This window comes from Pseudomonadota bacterium, from assembly GCA_010028905.1.
Taxonomy (GTDB): domain Bacteria; phylum Vulcanimicrobiota; class Xenobia; order RGZZ01; family RGZZ01; genus RGZZ01.
Genome location: RGZZ01000046.1, coordinates 1 through 18,300, shown reverse-complemented (window position 1 = coordinate 18,300; position 18,300 = coordinate 1). Strand labels below are relative to the sequence as shown.

Here is an 18,300-nt window from a genome sequence, read left to right as displayed (position 1 = left end):
CGATGGCGCGGTCGAAGTCGAAGGCCAGCGACCAGCCGCTGATGGTCGTGGAGCCCGTGTTCTTGATGGTGACGCTCCCGCCGAAGCCGCTTCCCCAGTCAGAGGTTGTGGCGTAGGAGATGGCCACGTTCGCGCTGATGGGGGAGGGCTGGGGCGATGGAGACGTCGTGGGGGAAGGCGCTGGGGTCGGCACGGGCGAGGTCGCGGGCGAGGGCGCTGGCGTTGGCGTTGGCGTTGGCGTTGGAGACACGCCGCTGTCGATGGGCACGCCGTTGAGCATGACGTTCGCGGGGACGACCTTGAGATTGCCAGGAGCACCGTTGAAACCGAACGAGACCTTGCCCGTCGCGGGGATGTCTGCGTTCCACGGGTTGCCGGAGAGCACATAGTGCGTGCTGGTGTGGCTGACGACACGCGCGTCCCAGATGCTGGTGATCTGGGGGGCGAAGTCGAACTCGAGACGCCATGATTGAATCGGCGTGCTCTGTGGATTGGCGATGGTCATGGCTGCGGTGAACCCCGTGCCCCAGTCGGAGGACACAGTGAACGAGGTGGTGGGGCCGCCCTTGTTCGCACCCGCCATCGCGTGAGGGGTTCCCTTGTCGGGCAAGGGAAGGGGAGCCGATTGGATGCTGCCCGGACCGTCTGTGGCCATCGAGGCACGGGCGGACGAGATCACGGGGGCGGTGGGCAGCGCTGCGGAACCACCTCCGCCCGCGCACCCTGCGGTGAGCGCGCAGAGCAGGAATCCCAGTATCAGGTGCATGTGAGCAATGCGTTGAGGCGCCGGCGACATGTTCTCTTTCTCCCTTCGATCACCCGCGCGCAAGCGTGGGTGTCAGGGGCCGCCGGCACGGCCTTCTCTGGGAGAGGAATTGATGGTGGGGAGTCGACCTTCCTTGCTACGAAGGGCCTGTCTCTCGACGTTCGTTCGACCGATCTCGATGCGGCCGATGGTCGCACGCGCCATCTGGCGATGCGCTTCTGGCAGGGGGCGCTCGGGCTAGAGCCGCAGCTTCTTGCCGCTGAGCGTGCTCACGAGCTCGCCCAGCACCTCTTCGGCCACGTCGTTGGGCACCTGACAGGTGCCGGCGTTGCGATGTCCGCCGCCGCCGTAGCGCAGGCAGATCTCGCCGATGTTGAAGCTGGCCGCCGGCCCGCGCTTGTTGAGAATCGACTTGCCGAGGGCGAACACCGTGTTCAGCCGTTCTCGCCCCCACATGACGTGAATCGAGATGTTGCACTGCATGAACGAGGCGTACAGCGTGAAGCGATTGCCCGCCCAGATGGTCTCCTCGTTGCGCAGGTCGAGCACCACGCAGTTGTCGTGGACCTTGGCGCATCGCTCGACCTGTTCGCGATGGCGGCTGTTGTGATCGCGGTAGAGCTCGATGCGCTCGTTCACGCTCGGGAGAGCGAGGATCTGATCGATGGTCAGCTTCTGGCAGTGGTCGATGAGCTCCATCATCAGCTGGTAGTTCGACACCGTGAAATCGCGAAACCGCCCCAGGCCGGTGCGGGGGTCCATGATGAAGCTCAGCAGCTCCCAGCCTTGCGCGTCGTAGATGTCCTTGATCGAGTAGCGCGCCTGGTCGGCCTTGTCGACGGCCGTCATCATCTCGTCGGAGACATCGGGAAACGTGGCGGCCCCGCCATAGTAGTCGTAGACCACGCGTGCCGCGGAGTCGGCCTTGGCATCGATCACGTGATTGCTGCGGGCGCCGCTGTTGCGTATGGTCTCGCTCTCGTGGTGATCGAAGACCATGTGCGCGGTCGCCACGTAGGGCAGGTTGGTCGTGATGTCGCGCTCGGTGATCTCGATCTTGCCGTCTTGCATGTCCTTGGGGTGCACGAAGAGGATGTCGTCGATGAGCCCTTTCTCGCGCAGCAGCACCGCGCATACCAGACCGTCGAAGTCGCTGCGCGTGACCAGGCGGTAGCGCGGGCGCTTCGACGCGGCGCTGGCGCCGGCGCCGGATTCAAGCGCTTCTGTGGTGGACCCGTTGGACTCGCTCGGTTCCATGGTCGTCCCGACCCCCTTTGAAATCTGTCCGGGTAGATTGGCGCTGGCGGGCATCGATTCCTCGCACCATCGAGCGGCGCCCGGAGAGGTGCGCTGTGGTCAGGGCGAGAAACCCGCCAGACCAGACGGATGCGGCACAAGGAGGAGACAGAAGTGGCAGCCACTGCGGACATCGGGCTCATCGGGCTTGCGGTCATGGGACAGAACCTCGTGATGAACATGAGCGATCACGGCTTCACTGTAGCTGTGTACAATCGCACGACCGCGAAGGTCGATGAGTTCCTGGAAGGCACCGCAAAGGGCTCCACGGTCATCGGCACGCACTCGGTGCAAGAGCTTTGCGCCTCGCTTCAGCGCCCCCGCAGGGTCATGCTGCTCATCCAGGCCGGCAAGGCGGTCGACGCCGTCATCAACGAGCTTGCGGAGCACCTCGAGCCGGGCGACATCATCATCGATGGCGGCAACTCGCACTACACCGACAGCATCCGCCGCTGCAAGATGCTCGAGGAGAAGGGCCTGCTGTTCGTGGGGTGTGGGGTCTCTGGTGGTGAGGAGGGGGCCCGTCGAGGCCCGTCGCTCATGCCGGGCGGTTCGGCCGCGGCCTGGCCGGCCCTCAAGCCCATCTTCCAGGCCATCGCGGCCAAGGCTCCCGACGGGACACCGTGCGCTGACTGGGTGGGAGACAGCGGTTCCGGCCACTTCGTGAAGATGGTGCACAACGGCATCGAGTACGGTGACATGCAGCTCATCAGCGAGTCCTACGACATCCTGCGCAATGCCGTGGGCATGTCGCTCGACGACATCGCCGACGTGTTCACGAAGTGGAACGAGGGGGCCCTCGACTCCTACCTCGTGAGCATCACCGGCAGCGTGCTCCGCTACAAGGATGAAGACGGCCAGCCGCTGGTCGACAAGATACTCGATCTGGCCATGCAGAAGGGCACCGGCAAGTGGACCTCGCAGGCCTCCCTCGACATGGACGTGCCGCTGACGCTCATCACCGAGGCCGTGCTGGCGCGGTTCCTGTCAGCCCTCAAGGACGAGCGGGTTCACGCATCCACGGTTCTCGGCGGTCCCCGACCCGAGGCCGCGCCGCTCGCGGGCGAGCGCAACGCTGTCATCGACGACCTCGGGAAGGCCCTCTTTGCCGCCAAGATCGCGTCGTACACCCAGGGATACATGCTCTTCCGCGCCGCCGCCCGCATCTACGGGTGGAACCTCAACTACGGCGGCATCGCGCTGCTCTGGCGTGAGGGCTGCATCATCCGCTCGGCCTTCCTCGGGCGCATCAAGGAGGCCTACGACCGGACGCCGGACCTCGTCAACCTGATGCTCGACCCGTACTTCAAAGCCCAGGTCGAGGAGGGCGAGGGGCCGTGGCGTCGCATCGTCGCCCGCGCCGTGACGGCGGGCGTTCCCGTGCCCGCGCTGTCGAGCGCGCTGGCGTTCTATGACGGCTATCGTCGGGGGCGCCTGCCGGCCAACATCGTCCAGGCGCTGCGCGACTACTTCGGCGCGCACACCTACGAGCGCGTAGACCGCCCGCGGGGCGAGTTCTTCCACACCAACTGGACGGGGCAAGGCGGTGCCGTCACCGCCGGCACGTACGGTGTCTGAGCGGGGTGCTGCTGAACCCGCACTGGCGCTTCACCGCTGATCGCTGCGTCACCGATGAGGCGGCCGTCGCCATGGCCCGCCTCTCGGCGCTCGAGCCGCTCTTCATCTCGGGGGGGCGGCTTGCGCACGCTCTCCAGCACGAGGTTGATGCCGAGCTGAAGGCTGCAACCGGCGACTTCCGCATCGACGTGGTCACGCGCGCAGACCGTGCCGTCCAGGAGGTCATCGTGGCTGGACTCGTGGAGGCCGGCCTTGACTTCTGCACCCTGGTCGCCGAGGAGACACCCTTGCCCGGCCAGGTCGACCTGCGCGGTCGCTTTGCGCCTCGTGGGGCGCTCTCCATCACCCTCGACCCCATCGATGGCACGAGTCGCTATGTGGCCGGTCACGAATGGTTCTCGACCATCGTCGGACTCCATGACGGCAGGCAGCCGCTGTACACGTTCATGTTCTATCCGGCGCTCGACTGGTGGGTTCGCATCCACGACCGCGAGATCACCATGTCGGGTCCCCCGCCGGTCGATCTCACGCATCTCGGGCTCGAGCGCACCGTGGTCTTCACGGCCGGCAGCCCTGCGCGAGATGCGCCGGAGGCGTTTGAAGCGCTCTGCGCACAAGGGGTTGCGTTCCGATCAGGAGAGTCGGTTCACCCGTGTGGGTCGAAGTATCTCTATCTGAGCGGTCATGCGGGGGGGTATTTCGCGGGCTCTCCCAATCCCTACGACGGTCTCTTCGCCCTTCACTGCGCCCTTGCGCGGGGGAGCACCGTGCTCGCGCGCGGCGCCTCGAGCGAGGCGTCTCTCGATCTCACGCGCTGTGAGAACGGTCCGCGCGGGGCGTTCCACCCCGGCTGGTATCTCGCGGCGCCGAACGCGTCTGTCGGACTGACGTTCGCTCATTGATCGCGGTCGGTGCTCTGCAGAGTGGTCGCGGGAGTGAGCCGCAGGCCTCTTGCGCGCTGCTTCCTGCATGCCCGCAGGCCTTCGTCGAACGCGGCGGGCGCGATCTCCTGACCGATGAAGACCAGGGTCGTCGGATTCGGGTCGTCTTCTGCGGCTGGCTCCCAGCCGAGGCTCCCTCTCACCCAGTTGAGGAAGAATGTGCCTTCCGCCAGGCGCACGGTCCCCTTGACCCGGAACAGGTGGAGGGGAAGGCTCTCGGTCCAGGCCTCGAGACGGGCGCGGTCGAACACCAGGTCGGTATCGCGCCAGACGAAGGTGTCGAAGATGGGGGCAGCGGGGCGTTCCTCGCCGACCGGTGCGCTCTCGCCCACGACGTCGTCGTGGGTGCAGGGGCCTTCGTGGTCGTGTCCGCACCCTGGAGCGGGAACGGTCGCGGGCGGTCGCTCCGGCGCGGCCTCCCTGTCGAAGAGCACGGCCAGATCGATCTCGCAGTGCCGCGTGGTGAAGAAGAAGGCGCGGGGGCTGTAGTCGCGCACCGCGGCCTCGACCTTCGAGACGGCCTCGCGCTCGACGAGGTCGGCCTTGTTCAGCAGGATGATGTCGGCAGCCTGCGCCTGGCAGTAGAAGAAGTACTCCATCTCGCGGGTCAGGTGCGGGAAGGCATGACAGTCGATGACGCAGATGGTGGGCTCGAGCCTCGCCTTCTCCATCAGCTCGGACGAGTACGACAGCGACGAGAGCACGCGCCCAGGCTCGGCGACCCCTGTCAGCTCGATGACGACGCGCGCCGGATCGTAGGCGCGGATCATCTCGAACACCGATGCGAGCATGTCCTTGCCGATCTGGCAGCAGACGCAGCCGTTCGACAGCTCGACCACGTCGCTGCCCGCCTTGCGCAGCAGCGGGCCGTCTATGCCCACGTCGCCGAACTCGTTGACGAGAACGACCACCTTCTCGCCGTAGAGCCCTTCACGCAGCAGGCGCCGCAGCAGGGTGGTCTTTCCGGAACCGAGGAAGCCCCCCACAAGATGAAGCCGTACCGGGCTGTCGCGTCTGCCTGTCATCGGTTCTTCGACCGTCGGGCCCACGTTCGGGTCACCGTGGCCTGCTCCCCTCGTCGCGGATGCGCTGCACCTGATGGCGCAGCGTGGTCTCATCGAGATGGTCATCGAGCGCCGCGTCACGCTCGGCCGCCGTCGGGGTGCGGTGCAGCACGGTCTGGTAGACGTGCGTGATCATCTGTGCGCGGTACTCGGTGGAGGCCTTGATGACGGCGCGGAGATCGCTCTCGGAGAGCGCGCTCTCCGCCCATCGCTGGAGCTTCTCTGGCGACGGATCTCGACGCACGAGCTGGCGGTAGGCCCGCACGACCATGTACCTGCGGTATTCATCACTCTGCATGACCTGCCGGCGCACCTGCGACTCTGAGAGACGCTGCTCCTGCACGCGGGCGATCTCGCTTGCATCGGGAGGGCGCCGAAGAAGCTGGATGTAGAGACGTTCCACCACCTGTGCGTCGGCGCGCGGGTCTGATGCGCCTGGCGCTTCCCCTCGAGGAGAGGTGCGGTGACTGCTATCGGCTGGCGCCGTGGCCCGCGTGGGAGCCGCGTCGGCGACATCGCATCGCGGCGGGAGGGCGAGGACGGTTGCGAGGAGCAGAGGCGTGAGGCTTCGCATCAGGGAGTTCCTTTTGCGCTCGCGGGCTCGGAGTCCTCGCGCCACCGTCTGCCCCACGAGCCTTTGTCCTGGGACGGTGCCGACGTGCACGGGGTGGATCAGCCCTGTCGCGCGGTCGTGTGCGGGAGAGCTGTCTCCTCGCCGCACGAGGGAGAGGCAGATGCAGGCCCCCCTCCTTGCGGAGTCGAAACCGTGGCCATCGTGCATGGCGCATCAGAGGCTGGCCAGGGACTGCCCGAAGCCTCGGAAAACAGACCTCCGACCAGTGATCGGGTTGCGTTCCTCGCGGCCGCGCTGGGCTACCTTCTCCTGGCCCTTGCCTTCACCTGGCCTGTCTGCCTGCATCTGAACGAGCGTCTGCTCGGATCGCCGAACACCGACGTCTGCGTCGGGGTCTGGGGCTTCTGGTGGTATCACCACGCGCTCTCGGGGGGACAGTCTCCCTTCAGCGGTGACGTGCTCGGGTTTCCGAATGGGGGGCTGTTCTTCGTCGCCGACCCCCTGAACGCGCTGCTGAGCGTACCGGTGCAGCGCATGTTCGATCTGGTGACGAGCTACAACCTCATCATCGTGGCGAACCTGCTCCTCTCGGCCCTGGCCACCTTCGCGCTCCTGCGGTATCTCCGGCTGCCGAGCCCGGCCGCGTTCGTGGGGGGAACGGTCTACGCGTTCAACGTGTATGTGGCGAGCTACATCCAGAACGGCGTGTCGCAGGAGATCGCCATCGGCTGGCTCCCGCTCTTCGTGCTGCGCTTCCTCATCGTGCTGCGCAATGGCGGCCTCGCCAACCTGGCCTGGGCGTCCGGCGCGCTCGCCCTCACCGTCATCAGCTCCTGGTATCACGCGGCGTGCGCGTTCCTGCTGCTCCCCTTGCTGAGCTGGCCCTTCCGCGCTCGCGCGCAGGCCCTTCGATGGTCGGTCTGGACCGTGATCTGCGCGCTCATCGTCGTGACGCCCTTCCTGGTCGCGCAGCTGCGCGTCCTCGGTGATTTCCACACGCTCGAGGTGCGTCAGGCGATGCCCCTCGAGGCCAGTCTCGAGACCCAGGACGGTTCAGACATCGCGCGATTCGTCACGCATGCCGCGGATAGCGGATGGGTGAAGCGCGGCTACGTGCATGCGGCGAGTCTCGGGTGGGTTGCGCTCGGGCTGGCCGCCTGGGGGCTCATGCTGTCTCCGACTCGGGCAGCGGCGCGTCGCTGGACCGGGGTGGCCGTGGTGTTCCTGTCTCTGGCAGCAGGCTTTGTGCTCGAGATCAACGGCTGGATCATGACCATCGCCGGACGCCTCGTGCCTCTGCCGTTCCTCTTCCTCTATCGCTTTCTTCCGGGCTTCTCATGGCTCGGCTTTCCGCACCGATTCGTCGTGCCGGCGCTCCTGGCGCTGGCGTGCATGGCGGCGTACGGCGCGGCGGCGCTGCAGCGAGACCTGCGTCGCGTTGACAGCGCGCTGCTGGGTGTCAGCCTCTCGCTCACCGTCTTCCTCGAGCTTGCGCTGCTGGCTCCGCTGGTCTGGCCCATCGCGACCACCCGCAGTGTCAGCAACGTCTTCTACGCTCGTGCGGGCGCCAGCACTGAACACTTCGGCATCATCGACCTGCCGACCACATCGCCGCAAGCGCCGGTAGCGAAGCACTTCTTCTACTACCAGACCCTTCACGGAAAGGGGATCCCCTACGGGATCGACGCCACCATCGGAAGGCGCTTTCCGGGAAGCTTTTCGCGCAATCCAGCGCTGGGGGCGCTTCCCTTGTTCGACATCATGCCCGGATTCGTGCTCAGACGTCTCGACGCGCGCGCATTCGTGTCTGGCCTCCACGCCATCCGATACCGGTACATCGTCTTGCACACCAGCTACATGTCGGACGTTCACGTGGCTGATCTCAGGCTCTTTCTCGAGAAGGTGCTCCCGCCACCAGAGAAGGAGGGGGATCTCTTGATCTACACCGTGCCATGAGAGGGGCCTTGCCCTGGCTGGCAGGGGTCGCTCTCCTGATCGGTCTCGCGTTCTTCTTCGCGTCGTCGCGACCGATCTCGATGAACCGCGTGACGCTGACCTTGTCATCGGAGCGCTCGGCCGAAGTGGCCTGCGAGCGCCCTCATTTCAAGCTCGAACCACGACTGGAGATGGGGAGCGGCGGTTCGGCGGGGGTTCTCGAGGAGGCCCTGCTGCGGCTCGAGCGCGCGCCCGATGTCGCGATGCATCCCCTCAGAGATCCCGCCGTGGTGAGCGATCTGCGTGGCGTGCTCGAGGCGACCCGGCGCCAGCGACTGCTCCTTGCGCGCATCGCTGCGAGCTTCACCCCGGCGCAGAATGCGGCGCTGAAGCGGGTCGGTCTTCCCGCCTCAGACGCGCCAGGCGACGGCGCCTCGAGGAGCGCTTCCCTCGTGTGCCTGGACGAAGCGCTGGAAGGGGTGGCTGCCGACGCGCATGATCTCCTGGAGCAGCGGACGCTTGGAACGGCTCTCTCATCGCGCGCGTCGCCCACACCGCGCGTCGATGGCGCGAGTCCGCAGGTCCTGTTGAGCCTGGTTCACCTCATCCTTCAGCATCACGACGTCTCAACCGCTTCGCAGCGTGCCTCCTGGCTCGAGCTGCTGGCGGCGCTGCAAAGCGAGACCGCGGTCAAGCGTGCCCGCCTTCGCGATGTGCTCGTTCGCCTGTCGGCGGCGCAGCGCGCGGAGGTCGAGGGCATGGTGCGTGCGGCTGGCCCGGGGGCAACCTCGCTGGGGTATCAGATCGCCACGATCGAGCGCCTTCTCGCCCTCGGGGATGCCGTGGCTTCGCCGGGGCCCGGGTTGACAGTGCCACGGTCTGTTCGCTAAGTTGGTTTCACTTCAGCGCAATCCTACCGCCGTGCGCGTTGCGACAGCGGGTCGGGCGCGCATGGCGGAGGTCTCTCGGTGCTGATCGTGCACGCGTGCTGCTGTGGCGCGCAGGTTCGCCAGGACAGCGTAATCGCGTGCTGCCTCCTTCCATCGGGCAAGGAGGTGCGCACCTTCACGAGCTCCGCGTCGGGCCTTCGCGAGCTGGCTTCCTGGCTCGAGCACGCGCAGGTCACGGTCGTGGCCGCGGGTGGTTCTGAAGCGCTTCTCGCCGACCTCGGGGCGGCCCTCGAGCCGCAGGGTGTTCGACTTGTGCGGGTCGATGTCGCCGAGGTGCGCAGCCTGCCGGGAAGGCCGGTGGATACCCTTGACGCCGAGTGGTTCGCGCAGCTGCTTGCCCACGGCTTGCTCGACGAGAGCGCGGTTCTCGATCGGCGTCGTCGACGGACGACACGTCTGCTGGGCGGCATCGTGGCCCTTCAGCTCGCACTGGTCGCGTGGTCTCTGGCGACAGGCGCACGGGCCGTCTCGACAGAGGGGGGGGGCTCCGGGGCGCGCGTGGCCCAGGTCCCTGCGGCTCCGGCACCCGGCCCCACGATTCCCGCACCGACGGTTCCTGCCCCCGTCGTCCCTGCGCCTCCCGTGCCCGCACCCGCTCCGCCCAAGCGAAGCGAGCATCCGGAGTTCAACCGATTGATGACCCATGATGTAGTGCTCGGCCTGCTCGCCATGGAGAAAGACGGGGGGACGTCGCTTGCGCTGACACGGGTGCAGAAGGAGTGCCTGCAGGCGATTGCGCCCGAGGTCGTGGCCTGGATGCGCCAGGACAGGAGAAAGCCCAGCCCGCTCGACACCGAGCTGCGCAAGTGCCTCAGCGAGGCGCAGCTTACCTTCATCAGTGACGGCTTCAACACCCTCAAGGCCCCGCGCGATCTTGGTCCCAGCGCCGAGGCGTTCTCGAAGCTCGTGCAGCCGTAGACGCGCAGTTCGAGCCGCTCTTCCGCAGGACCTGAGGTGAGGGGGTCAGATCGCGCTCACGAACACGAGCAGCCACTCGCCCTCGGGGGTCTGGGCCAGGGAACCGGCCTCCTCGCCTTCGCTGGCCACCGGTGCGGGGGGCGGCTGGAAGCGCAGATCAGGTCGGAAGTGAAAGCCGTCGGAAGATCGCGCCAGACGCAGGTGGGCGGGGGGATCTCGACCTTCGCGCTTTCCGATGCGGATCTGGTAGAGCATGACGTAGGAACCGTCGAGCGACCGCACGGTGGAGGACACCCCTCCCCAGACGCGCACGCCGGGCTCTGCCACGTACTTCGTGCCGTCGTTGGAGATGGCGCTTCTCACCTGCGTGCCGGCGTGTCCGGTGTAGTAGAGGCGGAAGCGGCCGTCGGGGGTGCGCACGACCTCCGGGTCGACGATGCCCTGCCCCGTGAACCGCGGCCCCATCTCTGACTTCCAGATGAGCCCGTCAATCGACAGTGCGCTGCACACCTCGCAGGTGACTTCCGCGGGGTCGACACCCGTCGAGCCTTGAGGCTCGGTGTAGAAGAGCCGGTATTCGCCAGAGGGCAGGCGGGTCACCGAGGGGTCTGTTCCTCCACGTTGAGACGGCGTGGTCATGAAGAGGTCTTGACGGGTTCCGAGGGTGCACTGGCCGCGGCTGTCACGAATCACCTCGGCTCTCTGGAATCCGGCTTTCGTATTGAAATAGAGAAAGAGGCGTCTGTCGATCCAGGTGAACTGGGGGGTGTCGCACCCGTCCATCAGCCCCGTCACCGTGCTCCAGTGCACGAGGTCGCGAGACGAGGCCGTATAGAGCCTCTTGGTGAAAGCGTAGCCATCGCCGGAAGACGCGGAGGCGGTCGGGGAGGAAAGGGCTGAAGGCGTGCTGGTCGGGGGTGCGCCAGCCTGACCATGTGTCTGCGGCTTCAGGCCGCGTGAAAGCACGAGCAGGGATAGCGACGTGATCAGGAGCGCGCCCAGCATCGTGCGAGCGCGCCCCTCAGGGCGCGAAGATGAGGTCATCGCCTGCGGGTTCGACGCTTGCGCTCGAGCCGTCCTGCAATGGAGCGCATCTGGCACTGATGCGGAAGGGAGGGCCGACAGGCGGGTCGAATTCTTACGCAGGCTCGCGGCACTCGGCCGGCACACGTTGTCTGTCGAGCCTGAGCCGAGGTGTTCAGACAGATTCCCGAAGCAGGTGCGACAAATGAACCGATGGCGCCATCTGGCGGTGGGACTGGCGGTCGTGGCAATCATCGTCACGGGGCTGCGCATGTACCGCGACACCCAGCGCCGCGTGGCGTTCGACAGCACCAGTCGGCTGGTTGATCGCACCATCAGCGAGCATCTGTGCAACTCAACCGAGCTCGGACAGCGTCGCGTGGGCTGGCTCGAAGACTACGACGCGGCGATGGCCCTTGCGCGGAAGTCGAAGCGTCCCATCTTCCTCGTCTCCGGCGATGGCGACCTGTGCACGGGCCGCTTATGAAGCGGCATCGCTGAGACGCGAGGCGTGTTCCTCGCGAAGCCCGAGGTCATCGAGCGGCTGAACGCGTTTTTCGTGCCGGTGTTCATCGACGATCTGACCTATGATCCCCGCTTTCACCCGACCTACTGGAAGAAGAAGGCCGAGCTGGGGCGAACGTGGACGTACGCCGTCGGTCCGAGCGTCTGGATCATCGCCCCGGACGGGCGCTGCATCCGCTGCTTCGACGTGCAGCAGGTGCAGCATCATCCTGACGAGATCCTTCGGTCCGTCGATCAGGTCATCAAGGAAGAGCGGCTCGTTCGTGGTGAGAAGCTGGTTGCGCACGTTCCAGGGCCGCTGCGAGGGGTCTCTTCGGGAGACCTGTCGCTGCACGTGGTTGCCCGCTTCCTCGTCGATCGAGAGATGCGAAGCCTCGACCCGCGCGTGCCAGCCTCGCTCGAGCTCGGGTACATCCCGCCGCATCCGGCCCCTATCATCCCGCTCAAGGATCTCTTCGAGATCCGTCGGGTGTCCCCCGTTGATGAGTGGTGTGTCCTCGGACCAGAGCAGCAGCAGGCCCTGCTGCCCCCAGCCTCGGCCCGGCGAGCGGGGGCAGAGTACGTGGTGCCGTCCAGCGTCTCGGCCAAGATCTACCGACACCTGTGCCCTCCGACGTTCAATGCCCACCTGGGCGGGAGCGTTCTCGTCGACAAGATGCGGGCGATCGTGGTGAACGTGGGCAAGACGACCGATGTGCAGCTCAACGGCACCTTCGCGTGTCAGCACCGCCTGTGGGGGGGCGACGACGAGAACGTTGCCGAGGGAACCGTGGCCGGCTATCTCAGCTTCGACTCGGTGAGCGGAAAGCTGCTGCGCTTCGGCCTCACCACTGACCCTGGCATCTACGGCGATCACAAGAAGTTTCGCGTGCCGTTCGTCGCCACAGCCCAGCTCCAGGACCCATCGGCGACGGATGCCATTGCGGCGGGCGCACCTTCCACGGCCCAGTGAGGCGTTTTCCGTCGCACCGACGCGCATGTCGATGCAAGAGAACGTGCCGAACGTGAGAAGCGCGGTTCGAGATCACCCTGCGGCAGCGGCCCTCTTCTTCTACCTGCTGCTCTATGCGGTGGTCACCTGGCCGGTCGTGCTCTCGCCCGCGCACCTGGTGGCCTGTGACAAGGCCGACGGCTATTTCGACATGCTGCTCTTCTGGTATGCCCGCCGAGGGCAGTTCCTGTCGTCTCACGTCGACAGCCTCTTCCATCCCGCTGGTGTCGCGCTGGGGCCAGAGAAGGCGTACTGGCTGATTCCCGTGATCTCCGTGCCCCTGCAGTGGGTGATGCCGCTGCCTGCGGTGTTCAACCTGCTCACCGCGGCGATCTTCGTCGCCACTGCCTGGAGCGTGTTCGCGCTTGCCCGAGAGCAGGGCGCGAGGAGCGCAGGCGCGGTTCTCGCGGGGGCGCTGTTCGTCTTGTCGCCCCCTTATCTGAACGAGCTCTCCCACGGCATCCCGGAGAACATGTGCGTACAGTGGCCGGTGCTCTTCGTTCTTCACGCCTTGCGCCTGCGTGCGGGGGAAGATCGACGCGATGCGGTTCTGGCGGCGATCTTCTACGCGCTCTCGTGGTTCACGTCGTGGTACCTGGGCGCGCTCTCCACCGTCATGCTCGTGGCCCTGCCGGTTCGTCGCATGGCGGCCCCCCTGGCCGTCGCGCTGCTGTGCGTCGCGCTGTCGGTGGGGTGGGCCTCGAGCCGAGGTGGGGTGACCGTTGGGCGCTGGGACGGGGCCTCCGCCAGGGCGCTTCTCACGTCTCCCTCGTCCTCGCGTGATGCCAGGGGTGAGCCTGCCGAGCAGGGGGGGGGTGCCGTGCGATTCGTCGCCTCTGTCGTGGCCATGGACGCAGACAGCCAGGCTGCCTGGGGGGCGCGGCAGGTGGTGATGAACTCGTGTGATCTCGGGGGGCTGTTCGCGCGCTATCGGTTGAACCGGCTGCGCGATGTGCTGCCCGGGCTGCTGCTTCTCGGGCTCGCGACGCTTGGGGTCTGGCGAGCCTCCCGTCTGTGCAGCCCCCTTGTGAACGTCGCGCTGCTCTTCTTCCTGCTGTCGCTGGGGCCCGTGCTGTCGATCGGTGGTCACCTCATCTGCGCCACGCCGATGGAGATGTTCTATCGCATCCTTCCGCTTCTCGCACGTCTCCGGCCGGTGCGATTCATGCTCGCCGCGTGTCTCGCCCTTTCGCTCATGGCCGCCCATTCCGTTCCCCGTCTGCGCTCCATCGTCGCCGCCGCGGCGCTGGTCTGTGGACTGACAGCCCTCGCCTGGGTGGAGGTCGCGCTCATCCACGTAGCGCACTACAACATCCACCCCACGAACGCCGACATCGCAGCGTCCTATGCTGATCTGGCTGACGCGAAGGCGGGCGCGATCATCGATCTGCCCCTCATCCCGTTCGATCTGGCGGCGGGCCAGCACGTATACGCCCAGACCCGCCACGGCCGTCCGATGCTCAACTACGACTTTGTCTCCCTGTCGAGCCTGGGACGTCTCGGTGCGCTGGCCCGCGAGAACTCGATGGTGGCGCGCCTGCTCGGGTTGAACGCGCGGGTGCGGCGCGCCGATGTGGCTTCCCTGGCCGCACAGGGGTTCGGCACGCTCGTTGTCCACACGCGCGTCCCTTCGACGAGGACGTCGCACGCCGACCCGATTCTCTTCGACGCGGAATGGCTCGAGACACTCGAGCGCGTGTACGGCCCGCCTCGTGTCACGTCTGACGACCTGCGCCTGTTCGACATGCGCGGCATTCGTGATGCCTGCTTCAGCAGCGCGGGAGACATCAAGCCTGGCGAGATGGAGCACTGGCCGGCACACGATGACTTCCAGGTGCGTGCGCAGAAGGGGGAGCGGCGCGTGCTGCGCGAGCTCGACCCGCGTGTATCGTCACGGTCGGGGCTGGAGCTATGTGGGTGGCTGAGCGGGCGCGGAGGCAAGGTGCAGGTGATGCAGGGCGCGCGGGTGGTGGCCACCGCGGAGTCGGCGAGCGACGATTGGTGCTGGGTTCAAATCGGGGTCTCGCCCCCTTCGAAGACGGTTCCGCTCCGCGTCGTTCTCGAGGCCTCGTCTGCCGACGGTTCAGACGGCTGCAGCGCGGTGGAGCTTACCTTGCGGGCGTCACGTGGGTCGGCGCGGCAGACGAAGGGCTCGACACCGGTGCCTTGAGGTCGCGGACCTCTGGTGGCAGGGAGGTCTCGCCCCCGTTCCACAGCACCCAGAGCAAGAGGGTGAGGATCACGACCAGGGTTCCCAGGAGCTCGTTCAAGCCGTTGCCGCCGTTGCGTTCCTGCGCCATACCTCGTTCTTCTCAGGCGCTTGCCGTCGCCCCTGCGACGGCGCTCGACAGGCCAGGGGCGCCTTGAAGCACGTGGGGCTTTCTGCTACGTCTCAGACGTCAGCGGCGCCTGAAGCCTCAGGGCGCGGTGCGGGGTCGGTCGCCGACCCCGGAGGGAGACTGTCGATGCGCAAGGTCATCGGAGCGCTGGTCGTGCTCAATCTCGTCGTTCTCGGCCTGGTCGGCGCGACCACTGCCGCTCTTCGGCAGCGCGCCCAGGAGCGCGAGGCGCTGGCCTGTCGCGATTTCGTGCAGACACGGGTCCGCCAGCTTGACCTGAAGCCCGAAGAGCGCCGATGGGAGGAGATCGGATGGCTCCATGACGTCGATGAAGCCATCCGGCTCTCACGCAAGCACCATCGGCCTCTCCTCGTCTACTGTCTCGACGGGCATCTCGACGGCCGTTCCTGAATGGGATCGGCCGGTGTCAGAGCCGTGTCGCTCTGCGAACCCCAGCTCATCGAGAAGGTGAACCGCTTCTTCATCCCGCTCGTGCTCGAGATCGACCACTCCCCGCACATCGTTGCGTCGAGTCGTTCCGCGCAAGGGCAGCAGCTGCTTCGCACCATCGATGACATCTACGCCCGCGGCAATTCCCTTCTGCGAACCATCGTCGTGACGCCGGAAGGGCGCATTGCAGATCTGGTCGAGCCCATGGCCAGGCCGCTTGCCATCGCCGCTGAGGTCGACGGCGCCATCTCGAAGCTTCACCTGGAGCCGGGGCTGAAGCTGACCACCTATCAGAGCAGCGCGCGCCGACCGGATGCGGCACTCGAGCTTCGCGTGGTGCTGCGCTACACCGATCCCGACTTCATCGCGCGCCTCACCGAGAAGCTCCACCCCTATTGCGGCGATTTTCGTCCGGACACGACGTCCCTGGGCCCTCCCACCCGAGACTGGATCACCCTCTCCGCCGATGGGTGCCGACAGCTCCTGCCGCCCACAGGCCTTTCTGCGGGTGACGCGTACCGCATCGATGACGATGTGACCAAAAGCATGCTGGTTCACTTCCGCCCAGAGCCCGCGCTCATGATGGCGCGCTCCGATGAGCGGGCCAGGTCGCGCGTTCGTCGCGCGCAGCTCGTGGCCACGGTCTGTGCGGGCAATCGCGCTCGTCTCGAGGGCGAGCTGGAGATGGTTCACCCGGGCCTGCGACCCGATCGCGCTCCGGAGGCGCCCAGCGATGGCAACGTCGTGAAGATGTCGGTTGCGGGCTGGCTCGAGTGGGATCCGGCCTCGCAGCGCATCACGCACCTCTCCCTGGCAACCCGTCGGGCCGTCTACTGCGCCGCGACCGGCGGGGAGGTGCACTACGAGGGCGTGGCCTACGTTCGCGACGCGGCGCACTGAGGCGGGCGTCCAACGGCACCCGAGATGCGCCTGGGTCTTGCGCGTCATCTCGCCCTGTGCTATACTCTGCTCTGTTTCCTACGCTGACATCGTCGGCGTAGACCCCTGCGAGCGCCCCAGGCCTCACGTGTGTGCCTCTTGTGCGGCGCCAGACTCTCCGCAGGGATCAATGGAGGAACCGTCATGTTCACCTTCGATCTCCAGCTCTTTGCCCACAAGAAGGGGCTTGGCAGCACCCGTAACGGGCGCGACAGCAATGCCAAGCGTCTTGGCGTGAAGATCTACGGGGGCCAGGCAGCCCGCGCGGGCAACATCATCGTTCGCCAGCGCGGAACCAAGTACTACCCGGGCAAGAACGTCGGCATGGGTACCGACTACACGCTGTTCGCCACGGCTGACGGTGTGGTCGAGTTCGCCGAGCGCCGCAATCGCATGCACGTGAACGTCGTGGCCTTCGAGGCCGCGCCCGAGACCGCCGCCGTCTGACGTTCGTTGACGCAAGGGCGAACGCGGGCCCACAGGGTGTCCTGTGGGCCTCATTGCGTTTCAGCCGCATCGTCGTGCGCGGCACATGGGAATGAGGTAGAGGTTCGAAGATGAGCCAGCAACGTTTTCTGGATGAGGTCAAGATCTCGCTCAAGGCGGGCGATGGCGGCAATGGCTGCATCGCGTTCCATCGTGAGAAGTTCGTGGCCAAAGGGGGGCCCAGCGGTGGGAACGGCGGCCGTGGAGGCAGCATCTTCCTGGTGGCCGATGAGAATCTCCAGACCTTGAACGACTTCCTGCACGGGGTTCACTTCAAGTCAGCTTCTGGGCAGCACGGCATGGGCAGCCGGTGTGCAGGGCAGAACGCCAAGGACATGCTCATCCACGTTCCGTGTGGCACCCTGATCACCGATCCGGACACGGGAGAGGTCATGGCCGATCTCGCCTGGCACGGGCAGCTCTATCTCGCGGTTCGCGGTGGAATCGGCGGGCGTGGCAATGCATCGTTCGCATCGCATCTCTACCGCGTGCCTCGCTTCGCGCAGCGCGGAGAGCCCGGTGAGGAGCGATGGGTGAAGCTCGTGCTCAAGATGATTGCCCAGGTCGGCATCATCGGCTATCCCAATGCCGGCAAGTCCACCCTGCTGTCGAAGATCTCGCGCGCCACCCCGCGCATCGCTCCCTATCCCTTCACCACGCTGGTGCCCAATCTCGGCATGGTCTGGCTCGATGACGCTCGGCGAGCGGTGTTCGCTGACATCCCGGGACTCATCGAGGGGGCGCACGAAGGTGTGGGGCTCGGAGACCGCTTCTTGCGACACGTGGAGCGCACCCGCGTCCTGGTGCACATGATCGACGCTTCGACGGCGCCCGCAGACGAACCGTTGAAGCCCTATCACGCCATTCGTGAGGAGCTTCGCCTCTACGGCAAGAACCTCGAAGGACGGCCGGAGGTCGTGGTTCTCAACAAGGCCGATCTCGACGAGGTGCGTGAGCGTCTGCCCGCGCTGAAGCTCGCCTATGAGCGCGCGGGGCTGTCTCCCGTGGTGATCTCGGCCATGGCAGAGGAGGGCCTCGATCAGCTGCTCGATCGGGTGCGCGAGATTCTCGAGCGGGAGCCCGAGATGCCGCTCGAGCTCGAGGAGAGCGACGGTCCGACCATCGAGCTGGCCCCCTGGGACCTCGACGAGGAAGATCGTCTCGAGGAGACCGATGAGGAGCAGCTCTCCACCCTCGTCATCGATGAGGCCGACGAGCGGAGCGGAGGGCCTCCGGGCCAGCTCATCCCCCCGCCTCGTCGCAAAGGACGAAGCGTGCCTGCGCGTTTCACGGTTCGCCGTGATGGGGCTCGCTTCATGGTCGAGGGCAAGATGCTCGAGCGCATCGTGGCCATGACCGATCTCAGCAATGAGGAAGGGCTGCGCTGGCTGCAGCGGCGGCTCGAGCGAATGGGGGTCGACGATGCGCTGCGCCAGGCGGGTGCCACCTCGGGCGCGCCTGTCGTCATCCGCGGCTTCGAGTTCGAGTTCCAGGATGAAGAGACGCCCCGAGGAAGGCCCACGAG

The 18,300-nt window shown here is 66.5% G+C and carries 18 protein-coding genes and 1 pseudogene; 12 read left to right on the top strand and 7 right to left on the bottom strand.

Translation table 11 applies throughout. From position 1 onward, the window contains the following. Together EB084_05565 and EB084_05560 are read right to left on the bottom strand one after the other, a co-directional pair. Positions 1-766, bottom strand: a 766-nt coding sequence (locus tag EB084_05565; protein ID NDD27719.1) for a hypothetical protein, incomplete at its 3' end; no start/stop codon positions are given. 237 nt (positions 767-1,003) lie between these two features. Continuing rightward, positions 1,004-1,933, bottom strand: coding sequence for an exopolyphosphatase (locus EB084_05560; GenBank protein ID NDD27718.1), 930 nt, complete (start codon positions 1,931-1,933; stop codon positions 1,004-1,006). Between the two features lie 243 nt (positions 1,934-2,176). Between EB084_05560 and gnd the strand changes: the two genes are divergently transcribed. Together gnd and EB084_05550 are read left to right on the top strand one after the other, a co-directional pair. Then, complete coding sequence (gnd, locus tag EB084_05555) at positions 2,177-3,640, top strand: decarboxylating NADP(+)-dependent phosphogluconate dehydrogenase (protein NDD27717.1); 1,464 nt, start codon at positions 2,177-2,179, stop codon at positions 3,638-3,640. Positions 3,641-3,645: 5 nt separating this feature from the next. Next, a complete protein-coding gene (locus EB084_05550) occupies positions 3,646-4,542 on the top strand; it encodes a hypothetical protein (GenBank protein ID NDD27716.1) in 897 nt (298 codons plus the stop codon). Here the strand turns inward: EB084_05550 and EB084_05545 are convergent. Continuing rightward, on the bottom strand, positions 4,536-5,711 hold the full coding sequence (locus tag EB084_05545; GenBank protein NDD27715.1) for a GTP-binding protein: 1,176 nt from the start codon (positions 5,709-5,711) through the stop codon (positions 4,536-4,538). The genes EB084_05550 and EB084_05545 overlap by 7 nt on opposite strands. After that, on the bottom strand, positions 5,638-6,219 hold the full coding sequence (locus EB084_05540) for a hypothetical protein (GenBank protein NDD27714.1): 582 nt from the start codon (positions 6,217-6,219) through the stop codon (positions 5,638-5,640). The genes EB084_05545 and EB084_05540 overlap by 74 nt, the downstream gene beginning before the upstream one ends. Before the next feature lie 192 nt (positions 6,220-6,411). Here EB084_05540 and EB084_05535 point away from each other — a divergent pair, with 192 nt between their 5' ends. Both EB084_05535 and EB084_05530 read left to right on the top strand, forming a co-directional pair. Beyond that, positions 6,412-8,175, top strand: coding sequence for a hypothetical protein (locus EB084_05535; GenBank protein ID NDD27713.1), 1,764 nt, complete (start codon positions 6,412-6,414; stop codon positions 8,173-8,175). Then, entirely contained in the window at positions 8,172-9,044 is an 873-nt protein-coding gene (locus tag EB084_05530; protein NDD27712.1) for a hypothetical protein, read from the top strand. The genes EB084_05535 and EB084_05530 overlap by 4 nt, the downstream gene beginning before the upstream one ends. 12 nt (positions 9,045-9,056) lie before the next feature. Here EB084_05530 and EB084_05525 read toward each other — a convergent pair whose 3' ends face one another. Together EB084_05525 and EB084_05520 are read right to left on the bottom strand one after the other, a co-directional pair. Next, positions 9,057-9,446: a hypothetical protein gene (locus EB084_05525; protein ID NDD27711.1), complete on the bottom strand. Its 390-nt coding sequence runs from the start codon at positions 9,444-9,446 to the stop codon at positions 9,057-9,059. Positions 9,447-9,625: 179 nt separating this feature from the next. Further along, positions 9,626-9,715 (bottom strand): annotated as a pseudogene (locus EB084_05520) (transcription elongation factor). A gap of 40 nt (positions 9,716-9,755) precedes the next feature. Between EB084_05520 and EB084_05515 the strand changes: the two are divergent. Then, positions 9,756-10,022, top strand: a complete 267-nt coding sequence (locus EB084_05515) for a hypothetical protein (protein ID NDD27710.1) — start codon at positions 9,756-9,758, stop codon at positions 10,020-10,022. 45 nt (positions 10,023-10,067) lie between these two features. Here EB084_05515 and EB084_05510 read toward each other — a convergent pair whose 3' ends face one another. Then, positions 10,068-11,066, bottom strand: a complete 999-nt coding sequence (locus EB084_05510; GenBank protein NDD27709.1) for a hypothetical protein — start codon at positions 11,064-11,066, stop codon at positions 10,068-10,070. Between the two features lie 184 nt (positions 11,067-11,250). On the opposite strand from EB084_05510, the gene EB084_05505 reads away from it, so the two are divergent. The 7 genes from EB084_05505 to obgE form a co-directional block, all read left to right on the top strand. Further along, positions 11,251-11,532 carry a hypothetical protein gene (locus tag EB084_05505; protein NDD27708.1) on the top strand — a complete coding sequence of 94 codons (282 nt, stop codon included), beginning with the start codon at positions 11,251-11,253 and terminating at the stop codon, positions 11,530-11,532. Between the two features lie 24 nt (positions 11,533-11,556). Then, a complete protein-coding gene (locus tag EB084_05500; GenBank protein ID NDD27707.1) occupies positions 11,557-12,522 on the top strand; it encodes a hypothetical protein in 966 nt (321 codons plus the stop codon). 25 nt (positions 12,523-12,547) lie between these two features. Next, a complete protein-coding gene (locus EB084_05495) occupies positions 12,548-14,731 on the top strand; it encodes a hypothetical protein (GenBank protein NDD27706.1) in 2,184 nt (727 codons plus the stop codon). A gap of 295 nt (positions 14,732-15,026) precedes the next feature. Next, entirely contained in the window at positions 15,027-15,311 is a 285-nt protein-coding gene (locus EB084_05490) for a hypothetical protein (GenBank protein NDD27705.1), read from the top strand. Then, positions 15,312-16,250 (top strand): hypothetical protein, encoded by a 939-nt coding sequence (locus tag EB084_05485; GenBank protein ID NDD27704.1) that lies wholly within the window; start codon positions 15,312-15,314, stop codon positions 16,248-16,250. It abuts the gene before it with no gap. A gap of 183 nt (positions 16,251-16,433) precedes the next feature. Further along, entirely contained in the window at positions 16,434-16,736 is a 303-nt protein-coding gene (locus tag EB084_05480) for a 50S ribosomal protein L27 (protein ID NDD27703.1), read from the top strand. A gap of 110 nt (positions 16,737-16,846) precedes the next feature. Continuing rightward, positions 16,847-18,300: GTPase ObgE (obgE, locus tag EB084_05475; protein NDD27702.1), on the top strand; the 1,454-nt coding region annotated here is incomplete at its 3' end.